The sequence below is a fragment of the Brachybacterium sp. GU-2 genome (assembly GCF_030866705.2).
Lineage (GTDB): Bacteria > Actinomycetota > Actinomycetes > Actinomycetales > Dermabacteraceae > Brachybacterium > Brachybacterium conglomeratum.
Genome location: NZ_CP133037.2, coordinates 481523 through 496111 on the forward strand (window position 1 = coordinate 481523; position 14589 = coordinate 496111).

Annotated in this window: 12 protein-coding genes; 4 read left to right on the forward strand and 8 right to left on the reverse strand. The window is 72.6% G+C overall.

The window, feature by feature from the left end; genetic code table 11:
* Positions 1–18 precede the first annotated feature (18 nt).
* The 5 genes from RBL05_RS02305 to RBL05_RS02325 form a co-directional block, all read right to left on the reverse strand.
* Positions 19–1128, reverse strand: a complete 1110-nt coding sequence (locus RBL05_RS02305; RefSeq protein ID WP_308740725.1) for a prephenate dehydrogenase — start codon at positions 1126–1128, stop codon at positions 19–21.
* The gene (locus tag RBL05_RS02310) at positions 1125–2027 is read right to left on the reverse strand and encodes a pseudouridine synthase (protein ID WP_308740724.1); all 903 of its coding nucleotides are present in this window, start codon (positions 2025–2027) and stop codon (positions 1125–1127) included. The genes RBL05_RS02305 and RBL05_RS02310 overlap by 4 nt, the downstream gene beginning before the upstream one ends.
* Positions 2027–2899, reverse strand: coding sequence for a ParA family protein (locus tag RBL05_RS02315; protein ID WP_010551502.1), 873 nt, complete (start codon positions 2897–2899; stop codon positions 2027–2029). Before RBL05_RS02315 ends, RBL05_RS02310 begins: the two co-directional genes overlap by 1 nt.
* Positions 2900–3072: 173 nt before the next feature.
* Complete coding sequence (locus RBL05_RS02320) at positions 3073–4074, reverse strand: site-specific tyrosine recombinase XerD (RefSeq protein ID WP_308740723.1); 1002 nt, start codon at positions 4072–4074, stop codon at positions 3073–3075.
* 4 nt (positions 4075–4078) lie between these two features.
* Positions 4079–5029: a heme o synthase gene (locus RBL05_RS02325; protein ID WP_263309668.1), complete on the reverse strand. Its 951-nt coding sequence runs from the start codon at positions 5027–5029 to the stop codon at positions 4079–4081.
* Between the two features lie 284 nt (positions 5030–5313).
* Here RBL05_RS02325 and tkt point away from each other — a divergent pair, with 284 nt between their 5' ends.
* The 4 genes from tkt to pgl all read left to right on the forward strand — a co-directional run bounded on the left by tkt (position 5314) and on the right by pgl (position 12040).
* Positions 5314–7413: a transketolase gene (gene tkt, locus RBL05_RS02330; RefSeq protein ID WP_308740722.1), complete on the forward strand. Its 2100-nt coding sequence runs from the start codon at positions 5314–5316 to the stop codon at positions 7411–7413.
* 171 nt (positions 7414–7584) lie between these two features.
* Complete coding sequence (gene tal / locus RBL05_RS02335) at positions 7585–8697, forward strand: transaldolase (protein WP_308740721.1); 1113 nt, start codon at positions 7585–7587, stop codon at positions 8695–8697.
* A gap of 74 nt (positions 8698–8771) precedes the next feature.
* Positions 8772–10325 carry a glucose-6-phosphate dehydrogenase gene (gene zwf, locus RBL05_RS02340; RefSeq protein WP_308740720.1) on the forward strand — a complete coding sequence of 518 codons (1554 nt, stop codon included), beginning with the start codon at positions 8772–8774 and terminating at the stop codon, positions 10323–10325.
* Entirely contained in the window at positions 10322–12040 is a 1719-nt protein-coding gene (pgl, locus tag RBL05_RS02345; protein WP_318604057.1) for a 6-phosphogluconolactonase, read from the forward strand. The genes zwf and pgl overlap by 4 nt, the downstream gene beginning before the upstream one ends.
* 167 nt (positions 12041–12207) lie before the next feature.
* On the opposite strand, the gene secG is transcribed toward pgl, so the two are convergent.
* The 3 genes from secG to RBL05_RS02360 form a co-directional block, all read right to left on the reverse strand.
* On the reverse strand, positions 12208–12450 hold the full coding sequence (gene secG / locus RBL05_RS02350) for a preprotein translocase subunit SecG (RefSeq protein ID WP_029360751.1): 243 nt from the start codon (positions 12448–12450) through the stop codon (positions 12208–12210).
* Positions 12451–12552: 102 nt separating this feature from the next.
* Positions 12553–13326 carry a triose-phosphate isomerase gene (tpiA, locus tag RBL05_RS02355; protein WP_308740719.1) on the reverse strand — a complete coding sequence of 258 codons (774 nt, stop codon included), beginning with the start codon at positions 13324–13326 and terminating at the stop codon, positions 12553–12555.
* Positions 13323–14525, reverse strand: coding sequence for a phosphoglycerate kinase (locus RBL05_RS02360; RefSeq protein WP_308740718.1), 1203 nt, complete (start codon positions 14523–14525; stop codon positions 13323–13325). The genes tpiA and RBL05_RS02360 overlap by 4 nt, the downstream gene beginning before the upstream one ends.
* Positions 14526–14589: the final 64 nt, after the last annotated feature.

Below are 14589 nucleotides of genomic sequence, written 5' to 3' on the forward strand. Positions count from 1 at the left end.
CAGAAGGATACGGGGCGCTCAGGCCCCTGCGACCCTCCAGCCGCGCACCGCGAGCTCCCGCGTGAGCAGGTCCTCACGGGCGGCGTCGATCGCGACGTGGGCGAGGCCGACCTCGCGCCCCAGCTCGTGCTCGAGGCGGAGGTCCTCGAGGTTCACGCCGATCTGCCCGATCTCGGTGAGCAGGCGCGCGAGCTCCCCGGGCCTGTCCGGCACCAGCACCACGAGGGTCGTGAAGGCGTCGGTCGCCCCGCCGTGCTTGCCGGGGATGCGGCGCACACCGCGATTGCCCTCGGCGATCAGGTCGGCCAGGGCGCGTCGCGACCCGGTGCCCGGGTCGGGGTCCCCCTCGAGGGTCGCGAGCGCCCCGCGCACCGCCTCCAGGCGGTCCGCGACGGAGGCGAGCACCTCGCCGACGGCGCCGGCGTTCGCGCCGAGGATCTCGACCCAGAGCCGCGGATCGGAGTCCGCGATCCGGGTCGTGTCCCGCAGCCCCTGCCCGGCCAGGCCCAGCGCCTGCTCGGAGGGCTCCAGCAGGGTCGTGGCCAGCAGGCTCGAGATCACCTGCGGCACATGGGAGACGTGCGCGACGGCGGTGTCGTGCGCCGCGGCGTCCAGCACGATCGGCACGGAGCCGATCTCCGTCGCCAGGCCCTTCAGCACGCTGACCGCGTCGGGGAGCGTCTCCTCGTGGGGGACGACGACGAAGGGCCGGCCCTGGAACAGGTCGGCGCGGGCGGCGATCACGCCGGAGACCTCGCGGCCCGCCATGGGGTGGGCGCCGACGTAGCGCGGCAGGTCCTCGGGCCGGGCGAGGCGGCGCAGGCCCTCGAGGACGGTGGTCTTCACGCTCGCGACATCGGCGACCAGCGCGTCCGGCCAGCGGCGCAGCGCCCCGTCGACGAGGGACGCGGCGACGTCGGGCGGTGCGGCGACGAGCACGAGCTCCGGGTGGCGGTCCCCGGCGGCGGGCAGCTCCCCCACGCCGAGCTCGACCGCGAGGGCGGCGGTGCCCGGGGAGACGTCCTCGACCTGGACCTGCACCCCGGCGCGGCGCAGCGCCATGCCGAGGGAGCCGCCGATCAGCCCGGTGCCGATGATCCGCACGGGCGAGGGGACGAGGGTCCTCACAGCCCGACCTCCGCCATCAGGGTGCCGAGCTCGCGATCGGTGAGCTCGCGGGTCTCGCCCGGGGCGAGCTCGCCGAGCAGCACGGGGCCGATCCGGGTGCGGATCAGCGCGGTGAGCTCGAAGCCCTGGGAGGCGAACATGCGGCGCACGATCCGGTTGCGCCCCTCGTGCAGGGTCACCTCGACCACGGCCTCGCGGCCGTCCTGGGCGAGGACCCGGGCGCGGTCGGCGCGGGCCGGGCCGTCCTCGAGCTCGACGCCCTCCCGCAGCGCCTTCACCAGCCCGCGCGGCGGGCCGCCCGGCGCGTCGAAGCGGCACACGTAGGTCTTGTCGACCTCGAAGCTGGGGTGGGTCAGGCGGTGGGCGAGCTCGCCGTCGTTGGTCAGCAGCAGCAGCCCCTCGGTCTCGTAGTCGAGACGGCCCACGTGGTAGAGACGCTGAGGGTAGGCGGCGGTGAACTCGGTGAGGTCGCGGCGGCCCTCGGGGTCGCTCATCGCGGAGACGACGCGGCGGGGCTTGTTCAGCACGACGGTGAGCTTCGCGTCGTCGAGCTGGAGCCGGCGCCCGTCGACGTGGACCACCTGGGACGCGGGGTCGATGCGCACGCCCTGCTCGTGGACGACGGCGCCGTCCACGCGGACCCGTCCGGAGGAGATCAGAGCCTCGCAGGCGCGGCGGGAGCCGAAGCCGGCGCGGGCGAGGACCTTCTGCAGCCGCTCGCCGTCCTCGCGGTGGACCTCGGCCTCCTCGCCGTCCGCCGCGGGCAGGCGCGTGCCCTCGTCGTCGCGCAGCCGGACCTGCCGGGGCGGGGTGAAGGCGCTGCGCCGGCGGGCCGGCTTCCCCGCGCCCCCGCGCCCCGCTCCCCCGCCGCTGCCGCGGCGCGGCCGCTGCCCGGCCATCAGGCCGCGGCGCCGCGCGAGATCAGCTCGCGTGCGAGCTGCCGGTAGGCGGCGGCGCCCTTGTTCGAGGTCGCGAAGGAGATGATCGGCTCCGCGGCGACGGAGGCGTCGGGGAACTTCACGGTGCGGTTGATGGTGGTGTGGAAGACCTTGTCGGGGAACGCCTCGACCACGCGCTGGCACACCTCGCGGGCGTGCAGCGTGCGCGGGTCGAACATCGTGATCAGGATGCCGTCGAGCTCCAAGCGGGGGTTGATGCGGTCCTGCACCTTCTCGATCGTCTCCACCAGCAGCGCCACGCCGCGCAGCGCGAAGTACTCGGCCTCCAGCGGGATGATCACGCCGTGGCTCGCGGCGAGGGCGTTGACGGTGAGCAGGCCCAGCGAGGGCTGGCAGTCGATGATGATCACGTCGTAGTCGTCGGCCACGGGGCGCAGCACGCGGGCCAGCGCCATCTCGCGGGCGACCTCGTTGACGAGGGTGACCTCGGCGGCGGAGAGGTCGATGTTCGCCGGGAGCACGTCGAGATCCTCGGTGTCGGTCTCCTGGATGACGGTGCGCACGTCGTGGCCCCGCTCCATGAGCAGGTTGTAGACGGTCACGTCGAGGTCGTAGGGGTTCACGCCCAGGCCGGCGCTGAGCGCGCCCTGGGGGTCGAGGTCCACGAGCAGCACCTTGCGGCCGAGCTCCGCGAGGGCCGCGCCGAGGTTGATGACGCTCGTGGTCTTCCCGACCCCGCCCTTCTGGTTGACCATCGAGATGATCCGGGCCGGCCCGTGGGAGTCGAGCGCGGCCGGCTCCGGGAGCTCCGGCATCGGCCGGCCGGTCGGGCCGAGATCGATGTCCAGCTGCTGGGGGGAGGTCGGGCTCACGTCGTTGTCCTGTCGTCGGCGTCGTGGTCTGGTGCGTGCACGCCGCGGGGCGAGCGGGCTCCGGAGGTGCTCCGGTCCCAGCCCGGGGAGGGACGGCTGCGCGTCGGTCCCCGCGCCATCCGCGGCGAGCCCCCGGCGGCCGGGGCCGGTCGGGGGCGTCGTGCCGCCCAAGTCTAAGCCCCCCGCCGGGCGCGGGGGTGGGCGCCGGCGTGCGTCTCGCGCAGGGAGTCGACCGTCACCTGCGTGTAGAGCTGGGTCGTGGTGACCGAGGCGTGGCCCAGCAGCTCCTGCACGGAGCGCACGTCGGCCCCGCCGTGCAGCAGGTGGGTGGCATAGGAGTGGCGCAGTGTGTGCGGGCTGATCGGCTCGGGGAGGTCCTCCAGCTCGGCGTCGCGGGCGCAGCGCTGCACCACCTGCCAGGCGGCCTGGCGGGTCAGGCGGGTGCCGCGGGCGCCGAGGAAGATCGCCGGGGTGCCGCGGCCGCGCGCGGCGAGGGCCGGGCGGCCCCGCGTGAGATATGCCCCGAGCGCCTCGGCGGCGAAGCGGCCGACGGGCACCACCCGGTGCTTGTCCCCCTTGCCGCGCAGCACGGCGGAGCGCCCCGGCAGGTCCACGTCGTCGAGGTCCAGGCCGGTGACCTCGGAGATCCGTGCGCCGATGCCGTAGAGCAGCTCGAGCAGGGCTCGGTCGCGCAGGGCGCGCTCGGTCGCGTCGCGCCCGGTGCCGGGGCGTCCGGCGGCCTCGAGCAGCGCCTCGACCTGGTCGAGGGTCAGCGGGTGCGGGAGGCGTCGCGGCAGGCTCGGGGTCGGGACCAGGCGGGAGGGGTCGCCGGTGGTGGAGACCCGCTCGGCGTCGAGGAAGGAGTGCAGACCGCGCACCGCGGCGAGGGAGCGGGCGGCGGAGGCGGCGGAGAGGCGGGTCTCCCCGTCGGCCCCGGTGCGCAGGGACTGCAGCCACTCCCCCAGCTGCGCGGGGTCCACCGCGGCGGGGTCGACCTCGCGGCGCGCGAGGTCGGCGAGATAGCGGCGCAGGTCACGCCGGTAGGCCGCCAGGGTGTTCTCGGACAGGCCCCGCTCGATGCGCAGGTGGCCGAGGTACTGCTCGAGGATCCGCCGGTCACCCGGGCGCAGGGGGTCCTCCTCGCCCGTCGGGCGCGGGGCCTCCCCGGAGCTCATGCGGTCAGAGGGTGACGAAGGGATCGATCGCGAGGGCGACGAAGAGCACCGTGAGGTAGGTGATCGAGCCGTGGAAGACCGTCATCGGGGCGAGCGCCCTGCCGGAGAGCCCCTGGCGGACCCGCAGTGCGTAGCGCACCACGAGGAAGCCGAACCAGGCGCCGGAGGCGACGGCGGCGACGCCGTACACCCAGCCGGTCTCGCCCAGCGGGATGATCGCGAGGCTCGAGGCGATCATCAGCGCGGTGTGCAGCAGCATCTGGCGCGCGACGTTCGATCGAGAGGACACCACCGGCAGCATCGGCACGCCCGCCCTGGCGTAGTCGTCCTGGAACTTCTCGGCCAGCGGCCAGTAGTGCGGCGGCGTCCAGAAGAAGATCACCAGGAACAGCAGCACCGCGGTCCAGGAGACGGTGCCGGTGACCGCCGACCAGCCGATCAGCACCGGCATGCAGCCGGCGATGCCGCCCCAGACGATGTTCTGGCTGGTGCGGCGCTTGAGGATCATCGTGTAGAAGACGACGTACAGCAGGATCGCGCCGACGGCGAGCGCGGCGGAGACCCAGTTCACCAGCAGGCCCAGCCACAGCGCGGAGACTGCGGAGATGGTCAGGCCGAAGATGAGCGCGGCGCGCGGGGTGACGGCGCCGGAGGGGATCGGACGCTTCCGGGTCCGCTTCATCTTCGCGTCGATGTCGCGCTCGAGGTACATGTTCAGCGCGTTCGCGCCGCCCGCGGCGAGATAGCCGCCGACCATGGTGGCGATGATCAGCCACAGCGAGGGAAAACCGCCGGCGGCGAGGAACATCGTGGGGATCGTCGTGATGAGCAGCAGCTCGATGATCCGCGGCTTGGTCAGCGCGACGTAGGCGCGGAGGGTGGAACCGACGGTCCGCGGACCGCTCCCGCCGTCCTGGCCTGCGCCCCGCAGCTGAGCTCCCTGGGTGGCGGTCACCGCCCACCGTCCTTCCTCCTGGTCACGGCACGCGGCCGACGAACCACGCCAGTCTAGGTGCTCGCCCGCGACGGCGGGGCGAGGCGCGGGGTGAGAGTGGGCACCGTCCGCCGCGGCAACAGCCTGGACGCGCATGACCTCGGCGCACCGCCAGGACTAAGGTGGTCCCCGTTGCCTCCCGTGCGGAACGCGCACGTCGCAGCCGGTCATCCGGCGCCGTGCGGAGAGGCCCGTCTTTCCGAGCGGCCGTCCAGGCCGCATCCCGGCGAAAGGATGTCCACGACATGACGGAGAACTTCACGGCCCCCGAGGGCTGGACCGAGCTCGACAAGCGGGCGGTCGACACCGTCCGCGTGCTGGCCGCCGACGCGGTCGAGAAGGTCGGCAACGGCCATCCCGGCACCGCCGTCAGCCTCGCCCCGGCCGCGTACCTGCTGTACCAGGACGTGATGCGCCACGATCCGACCGACCACGCGTGGCTCGGCCGCGACCGCTTCGTGCTCTCGGCCGGCCACTCGAGCCTGACCCAGTACATCCAGCTCTTCCTCGGCGGCTTCGGCCTCGAGAAGAAGGACCTCGAGGAGCTGCGGACCTGGGGCTCGAAGACCCCCGGCCACCCCGAGAACTTCCACACCGAGGGCGTGGAGATCACCACCGGTCCCCTGGGCCAGGGCATCTCCTCGGCCGTCGGCATGGCCATGGCCCAGCGCCGCGAGCGCGGTCTGCTGGATCCCGAGGCGGCGCCCGGCACCAGCCCCTTCGACCACTTCACCTACGTCATCGCCTCCGACGGCGACCTGCAGGAGGGCGTCTCCTCCGAGGCCAGCTCCCTCGCGGGCACCCAGCAGCTCGGCAACCTGATCGTGCTCTGGGACGACAACGAGATCTCCATCGAGGGCGACACCTCCATCGCCTTCACCGAGGACACCGCCGCGCGCTACGAGGCCTACGGCTGGGATGTGCGCACCGTGGACTGGACCCATGGGGGGACGGAGTACGGCGAGGACGTCGCCGCGCTCAAGGACGCGATCCTCGAGGGCCAGAAGGTCACCGACAAGCCCACCTTCATCCGCCTGCGCACCGTCATCGGCTGGCCGATCCCGGAGCTGGCCGGCTCGCACTCGGTGCACGGCGCGAAGCTCGGCGCCGAGGGCGTCAAGGGCCTCAAGGAGGCCGTCGGCTTCGACCCCGAGCAGACCTTCCAGGTCGACGAGGACGTGCTGGCCCACACCCGCGCCCTCGCGGACCGCGCCGCGGAGAAGAAGGCCGAGTGGGACAAGGGCTACCAGGCCTGGCGCTCAGCGAACCCGGAGAAGGCCGCGCTGCTGGACCGCCTGGTCGCGCGCGAGCTGCCGAGCGGCTTCGCCGACGCGTTCCCGACCTTCGAGGCCGACGAGAAGGGCGTCGCCACCCGCGCCGCCTCCGGCAAAGTCCTCGGCGAGCTCGCCGCGGTCATGCCCGAGCTGTGGGGCGGCTCCGCCGACCTCGCCGGCTCGAACAACACCACCATGAAGGGCGAGCCGTCCTTCCTCCCCGCCGAGCTCAGCACCTCCGAGTTCGCCGGCGACCAGTACGGCCGCACGCTCCACTTCGGCATTCGCGAGCACGGCATGGGCGCGATCCTCTCCGGGATCTCCCTGCACGGCCTGACCCGCCCCTACGGCGGCACCTTCTTCCAGTTCGCGGACTACATGCGCGGCGCCGTGCGCCTGGCCTCGCTGATGAAGACCCCGGTCACCTACGTGTGGACCCACGACTCCATCGGCCTGGGCGAGGACGGCCCGACCCACCAGCCGGTCGAGCACTTCGCCGCCTATCGCGCGATCCCGAACCTCTCGATCGTCCGCCCGGCGGATGCGAACGAGACCGCGCAGGCGTGGAAGGTGCTGCTCGAGCGGGACAACGGCCCCGTCGGTCTGCTCCTGTCCCGTCAGGCGCTGCCCACCTTCGACCGCAGCGAGTACGCCGGCGCGGAGAACATCGCCAAGGGCGGCTACGTGATGAAGGACGCGTCCGACGGCCAGCCGAAGGTCATCCTCATCGCGACCGGCTCCGAGGTGCAGTACGCGGCCGAGGCGCAGAAGCGCCTCGAGGCCGAGGGCACCCCCACCCGCCTGGTCTCCATGCCGTCCGTCGAGTGGTTCGACGAGCAGGACGACGAGTACAAGGAGTCGGTGCTCCCCTCCTCCGTGACCGCTCGCGTCACGGTCGAGGCCGGTATCGCCATGCCCTGGTACCGCTTCCTCGGCGCGCACGGCCGGGCCGTGTCGCTCGAGCACTACGGTGCCTCCGCTGATGCGAAGACGCTGTTCCGCGAGTACGGCTTCACCCCCGAGGCGGTCGTCGAGGCCGCCCGGGAGTCCCTGGCCGCCGCCGGCGCCTGATCCGCCGCGGGGACGGGACCCCAGGGTCCCGTCCCCGCGTCTCTCTCCCCTGCCACCCCGGGGACCTGCGATGTTCCGTCGGACACCTCCTGGTATCCGCGCCCGCCCGTCCCCGTTGCACCTGATGACCCCAGCGTCGACCCAGGGCGCGTCGCGCCCGGAAGGAACGTCATGACCCAGAACCCCTCCACCCAGGCCCTCTCCGATGCCGGAGTCTCCATCTGGCTCGACGACCTCTCGCGCAAGCGCCTGCAGACGGGCAACCTCGCCGAGCTGCTCGCCACCCGCAACGTCGTGGGCGTGACCACGAACCCCTCGATCTTCCAGGCCGCGATCTCCGGCTCCGACGAGTACGACGCCGACATCGCCCGCCTCGCCGGCGAGGGCAAGGACGTCGACCAGGTCATCGAGGTGCTCACCACCGATGACGTCCGGGACGCCGCGGACCTGCTCGCCGACACCTACGCCTCCTCCAAGGGCTTCGACGGCCGCGTCAGCATCGAGGTCGATCCCCGTCTCGCGCACGAGACCGAGAAGACCATCGCGCAGGCCGAGCACCTCTTCGAGGTCGTCGGCCGTGAGAACGTGATGATCAAGATCCCCGCGACCGAGGCGGGCCTGCCCGCGATCACCGCCGTGATCGCCGCCGGCATCAGCGTCAACGTCACCCTGATCTTCTCCGTCGAGCGCTACGAGACCGTCATCGACGCCTACCTCGCGGGCTTGGAGAAGGCCGCGGAGGCCGGCAGGGACCTCTCGAAGATCCACTCGGTCGCCTCCTTCTTCGTCTCCCGCGTGGACACCGAGATCGACGCGCGCCTGGACGCCCTCGGCGGCGACGCCATCTCCCTCAAGGGCCAGGCCGGCGTCGCCAACGCCCAGGCCGCCTTCGGCGTGTTCCTCACCGCCTTCGGCTCCGACCGCTTCACGGCCCTCGCCGACAAGGGCGCGAACGTGCAGCGCGCCCTGTGGGCGTCGACCGGCGTGAAGAACCCCGAGTACTCCGACACCCTCTACGTGGACAACCTGGTCGCCGACCCGACCGTGAACACGATGCCGGAGAAGACCCTCGAGGCCGTCGCCGACCACTCCGAGCCCAAGGCCGCGCTGTCCGCCGAGACCGCCGCCGCCGGCGAGGCCGCGCTGGAGCGCGTGGCCGAGGCCGGGGTCGATCTCGCGGACGTGTTCGCGGTGCTCGAGCGCGAGGGCGTGGAGAAGTTCGAGAAGGCCTGGAACGAGCTGCTCGAGACCGTCTCGGCGTCCGTCGAGGCCGCGCGCGCCTGATCCCTCCCGGTGAGCACGGGTCCGCCGTGGTGCGGGCACGTGCTCACCCCGTCCGTGTCCGAGAAAGGACCATCGTGACCGACTCCCCCGCTCCCTCCGCAGCAGCCGGTGCGCCGAATCCGCTGCGCGATCCCCGTGACCGACGGCTGCCCCTGATCGCCGGGCCCAGCTCCATGGTGATGTTCGGCGTCACCGGCGACCTCGCCCGCAAGAAGCTGCTGCCGGCGATCTACGACCTCACCCACCGCGGTCTCCTCCCGCCGAGCTTCGGCCTGGTCGGCTACGGCCGCCGCGAGTGGTCCGACGACGACTTCGCCGAGTACGTGAAGAAGTCCGTCTCCGAGCACTCCCGCACCGGCTTCGACGAGAGCGTCTTCGAGCAGCTGCGCGGCGGCCTCCGCTTCGTCACCGGCACCTTCGACGACAAGGCCGCCTTCGAGCGCCTCACCGAGGTCGTCGGCGAGCTGGACCGCACGCGCGGCACCGGCGGCAACCACGCCTTCTACCTCTCGATCCCGCCGGACGCCTTCCCGCAGGTGTGCGGGCAGCTGGCCGAGTCGGGCCTGAACACCCCGCAGGACGGCTCCTGGCGCCGCGTCGTGATCGAGAAGCCCTTCGGCCACGACCTCGCCTCCGCCCGCGAGCTCAACGACGTGGTGGAGAAGGCGTTCCGTCCCGAGGACGTCTTCCGCATCGACCACTACCTGGGCAAGGAGACGGTCCAGAACATCCTCGCGCTGCGCTTCGCGAACCAGATGTTCGAGCCGATCTGGAACTCCGCCTACGTCGACCACGTGCAGATCACGATGGCCGAGGACATCGGGATCGGCTCGCGCGCCGGCTACTACGACGGCATCGGCACCGCCCGCGACGTCATCCAGAACCACCTCCTGCAGCTCCTCGCGCTCACCGCGATGGAGGAGCCGGTCACCTTCCGCGCCAGCGACCTGCGCGCGGAGAAGGAGAAGGTCCTCGCCGCCGTCGAGCTGCCGGAGGACCTCGCCGCGCACACCGCGCGCGGCCAGTACGTCGGCGGCTGGCAGGGCGGCGAGGAGGTGCGCCCCTACCTCGAGGAGGACGGCATCCCCGCCGACTCCACCACCGAGACCTTCGCGGCGATGCGCCTGGACATCGCGACCCGCCGCTGGGCCGGGGTGCCCTTCTACCTGCGCGCCGGCAAGCGCCTGGGCCGCCGCGTCACCGAGATCGCGGTGGTGTTCAAGCGTGCGCCCTTCCTGCCCTTCCACTCCACCGACACCGCGGACCTGGGGCAGAACGCGATCGTGATCCGCGTCCAGCCGGACGAGGGCGTGACCATGCGCTTCGGCTCGAAGGTCCCCGGCACCCAGATGGAGGTGCGGGACGTGACGATGGACTTCGCCTACGGCATGAACTTCACCGAGGAGTCCCCCGAGGCGTACGAGCGGCTGATCCTGGACATGCTGCTCGGCGACCCGCCGCTGTTCCCGCGGCAGAAGGAGGTCGAGCTCTCCTGGAAGATCCTCGACCCCATCACCGAGTTCTGGGCCGAGAACCTCGACCCCGCGCCGTACCGGCCGGGCTCCTGGGGCCCCGACACCGCACACGACATGCTCGCCCGTGACGGGCGCACCTGGAGGCGACCGTGATCACCACCCTGACCGACACCACCGCGTCGGCGGTCGACAAGACCATGACCGAGATGCGGGAGACCTTCGGCGAGAACACCATCGGCCGGGTCCTCACGCTCATCATCATCGCCACCGGCGACATCGAGGAGCCGCTCGAGGCGGCGATCGCCGCGAGCCACGAGCACCCCGCCCGGGTGCTCGTGGTCGACGCCGATCCCGAGGCGGAGACCTCCGGGCTCGACGCCGAGATCCGCGTGGGCCGTGACGCCGGCGCCGGCGAGATCGTGATCCTCCACGCCCGCGGCGACGTGCTGTGGTCGCTGGACACGCTGGTGATGGCGCTGCTGCTGCCGGATGCGCCGATCGTGACCTGGTGGCCGGAGAATGCTCCGTCCTCCCCCGTCCACGATGTGCTCGGCTCCATGTCGCAGCGCCGCATCACCGATTCCGCCGCCTGCGCGGACCCGCTGGGGACGCTGAAGCGTCTGCGCCGCGGCTACGCCAGCGGCGACTCGGACTTCGCCTGGGCGCGGCTGACCCGCTGGCGCGGCCTGGTCGCGAGCGCCTACGAGGTGCCGCCGGTCTCCGTGCCCAGCTCCGTCGAGGTCCTCGGCACCGAGGGCAACCCCTCGGTGCTGCTGATGGCGAGCTGGCTGCAGCACACCCTCGGCGTCGAGGCGACGATCCTCCCGCCGCCCGCCGACGATCCCGAGTTCGCCGGGGTGCACGGCGTGCGCCTGGTGCGCGAGGACGGCACGATCGAGCTCACCCGCGTCAGCGACGACTCGATCGTCATGAAGCTGCCGGGCGACGACTCCGGCCAGCACGTGACGATGCCCCGCCGCACCCTCGCGGAGCTCGTCACCGAGGAGCTGCGCCGCCTGGACCCCGACGAGGTCTACGGCGAGGTGCTCGGCGCCGCCTTCTCCGACATCTCCGACACGGCGACCTTCGCGAGCGGCAAGCCCGCCCCGCAGGACGTCGTGGTCGCCGATGCGGAGGCGGTCGCCCAGACCGCCGCCACAGCCACCGCGGAGCAGCTCGCCGCCGCGCTCGAGAAGCGCCCCGTCGCGCACCTGGTGCTCACCGGCGGCACCGTCGGCACCCTCACCGCCGCGGCCCTGCCCGCCGCGCTGGTGGACGCCGGCGTGGACGTCGCCCGCCTGCACCTGTGGTGGGGCGACGAGCGCTTCGTCGAGCCGGACTCCGAGGAGCGCAACGAGGTGGGCGTGCGCACCTCGCTGCTGGACGTGCTGCGCGAGGAGCACGGACTCCCGGCCCGCAACGTCCACGTCATGCCCTCCCCCGCCGACGGCATGTCCCTCGAGGACGCCGCCGCCTGGTACGGGCAGCAGCTGGACCAGACGGGCGGCGACGAGCCCTTCCGCACCCGCGGGCAGGCGTTCTTCGACGTGCTGCTGCTCGGGGTCGGCCCCGACGGTCACATCGCCTCGCTGTTCCCGCAGCACCCCGCGCAGGAGAAGGTGCTCGGCAGCGCCGTCGCGGTGACCGGCTCCCCGAAGCCGCCCTCGCAGCGGATCTCGCTGACCTGGCCGGTGCTGAATTCGGCCCGCCACGTGGCGCTGCTCGTGGCCGGCGCGGAGAAGGCCGAAGCGGTGCGCGCCGCGCACGACGGTGTGGACCCGTGGGAGGTGCCCGCCTCGGCGGTGCGCGGCCTCGACTCCACCACCTGGGTGCTCGACGAGGCGGCCGCCGGGCGCAGCGCCCGCTGAGCCCCGGCTCCTCCGGGAGCACGCAGGACGCCCGAAGGGCCGGTCACCGCGAGGTGGCCGGCCCTTCGGCCTGTCCGGGCCCCGAGGTCCGGGGATGCAGGACGGGCCGTCCCCGAGGGGACGGCCCGTTCGCAGAGCAGAGGGGCGGCGGTCGCCGCACGAGAGTGTCAGAGCATCGTCTCGATGATGCCGAGGCCGACGGCGCTCGCGCCCCAGAGGACGGCGACGGTCACCGTGAGGCGGTTCAGGTTCCGCTCCGCGACGCCCGAGGCGCTCGCGGAGGAGGAGACGCCGCCGCCGAACATGTCCGACAGGCCGCCGCCGCGCCCCTTGTGCAGGAGCACCAGCAGGATCGTCAGCAGCCCGAACACCGCCAGGAGGATCTGGAGGACGAGCTTCAGCAGGGACAGGTCCACGAGGGGGTCACCCTTCCACGGAGACGGACGGACCGATCCAGCATACGGCACGGGCCGGGTCCGTCGAGGACCCGGCCCGCGTGGGGAGGCTTACCTTCAGCCCTGGAAACCGGCGATCTTGGCGAACTCCTCGGCCTTCAGCGAGGCGCCGCCGACGAGGGCGCCGTCGACGTCGGCGCGCTGCATGAGCTCGCCCACGTTCGAGGACTTCACGCTGCCGCCGTACAGGACGCGGACCGCGTCGGCGACCGTGTCGCCGTGCATCGCGCGCAGCGCCTCGCGGATAGCGGAGCACACCTCCTGCGCGTCGTCCGGGGTCGCGACCTCGCCGGTGCCGATCGCCCACACGGGCTCATAGGCGATGACGATCTTCGCGGCCTGCTCGGCGGTGATGCCCTCGATGCCGCCCTCGAGCTGCGCGAGGGTGTACTCGACGTGCTTGCCGGCCTTGCGCTCCTCGAGCGGCTCGCCGACGCAGAGGATCGGCACGAGGCCCGCGGCGAAGGCAGCCTTCACCTTCGCGTTGGTGACCTCCTCGGTCTCGCCGTGGTACTGGCGGCGCTCGGAGTGGCCGACCGCGGCGTAGGTGCAGCCCAGCGCGGAGAGCATCGCGCCGGAGACCTCGCCGGTGTACGCGCCGGACTCGTGCGCGGAGATGTCCTGGGAGCCGTAGGCGATCGGGAGCTTGCCGGCGTCGACCGCGACCTGCACGGTGCGCAGGTCCACGAACGGGGGCAGCACGACGGTCTCGACCTTGGTGGTGTCGACCTCCTTGAGCTGCTCGCCGAGCTCCTCGACCAGGGCGAGGGCCTGCTTCCAGTCGAGGTTCATCTTCCAGTTGCCCGCCATGAGCGGGGTGCGGGTGGTCACTTCTGGTCCTCCTCGAGGATGGAGATTCCGGGCAGTTCCTTGCCCTCGATGAGCTCGAGGCTGGCACCGCCGCCGGTGGAGATGTGGGAGAAGAGCGTCTCGTCGAAGCCCAGGATGCGCACCGCCGCGGCGGAGTCGCCGCCGCCGACCACGGTGTAGCCGGAGGCCGCGCCGAGCTTCTCGGCGACGGCCTTCGTGCCCTCGGCGAAGGCGGGGAACTCGAACACGCCCATCGGGCCGTTCCAGAACACGGTCGCCGCATCGGCGATCTTCTCGCCGAAGAGCTTCGCGGTCTCGGGGCCGATGTCCATGCCCTCCTGGTCCGCGGGGATCCCGTCGACGGCCACGACGGTGGCGGGCGCGTCGGCGGAGAACTCCGGCGCCACGACGGTGTCGACGGGGAGCACGAGCTCGACGCCGTTCGCCTTCGCGCGCTCCATGTACTCGCGCACCACGTCGATCTTCGACTCGTCCAGCAGCGACAGGCCGACCTCGTGGCCGAGCGCCTTCTGGAAGGTGTAGGCCATGCCGCCGCCGATGAGGATGCGGTCGGCCCTGCCCAGCAGCGCGTCGATCACGCCGAGCTTGTCGGCGATCTTCGCGCCGCCGAGGACGACCACGAAGGGGCGCTCGGGCTCGTCGGTCACCTTGCGCAGCGAGTCGACCTCGCGCAGCACCAGCTCGCCCGCGGCGGCGGGGAGCAGGGAGGCGAGCTCGTACACGGAGGCCTGCTTGCGGTGGACGACGCCGAAGCCGTCGGAGACGAAGGCGTCGCCGAGGGCGGCGAGCTCGCGGGCGAAGGCGAGCCGCTCCTCGTCGGTCTTCGCGGTCTCGCCCGCGTTGAAGCGCAGGTTCTCGAGCACGGCGACCTGGCCGTCGCCGAGCGCGGCGACGGTCTCCTGCGCGGAGGAGCCGACGGTGTCGGTCGCGAAGGCGACCTCCTGGCCGAGCAGCTCGCCGAGGCGGCCCACGACCGGGCGGAGGGAGTACTTCTCCTCGGGCTCGCCCTTGGGGCGGCCGAGGTGGGAGATCACCGCGACCCGGGCACCGGCCTCGACGAGGCGGGTGAGGGTGGGCAGCGCGGCGCGGATGCGGCCGTCGTCGGTGATCGTGGTGCCGTCCAGCGGCACGTTGAGATCGGCGCGGACGAGCACGCGCCTGCCGCGCAGCTCTCCGAGCGAATCGATGGTCTTCAGCACTGTGGTGCTCCTTCAGGTGTTCGACCGCGGGACGCCGCAGCGGCCCGTCGGGACGGGGACGAGC

What these genes read in the sequence shown, in the direction of transcription:
- RBL05_RS02310 (WP_308740724.1), bottom strand. Translation starts at nt 2,027, where the DNA reads ATGGCCGGGCAGCGGCCGCGCCGCGGCAGCGGCGGGGGAGCGGGGCGC.
- RBL05_RS02320 (WP_308740723.1), bottom strand. Translation starts at nt 4,074, where the DNA reads ATGAGCTCCGGGGAGGCCCCGCGCCCGACGGGCGAGGAGGACCCCCTG.
- tkt (WP_308740722.1), top strand. Translation starts at nt 5,314, where the DNA reads ATGACGGAGAACTTCACGGCCCCCGAGGGCTGGACCGAGCTCGACAAG.
- tal (WP_308740721.1), top strand. Translation starts at nt 7,585, where the DNA reads ATGACCCAGAACCCCTCCACCCAGGCCCTCTCCGATGCCGGAGTCTCC.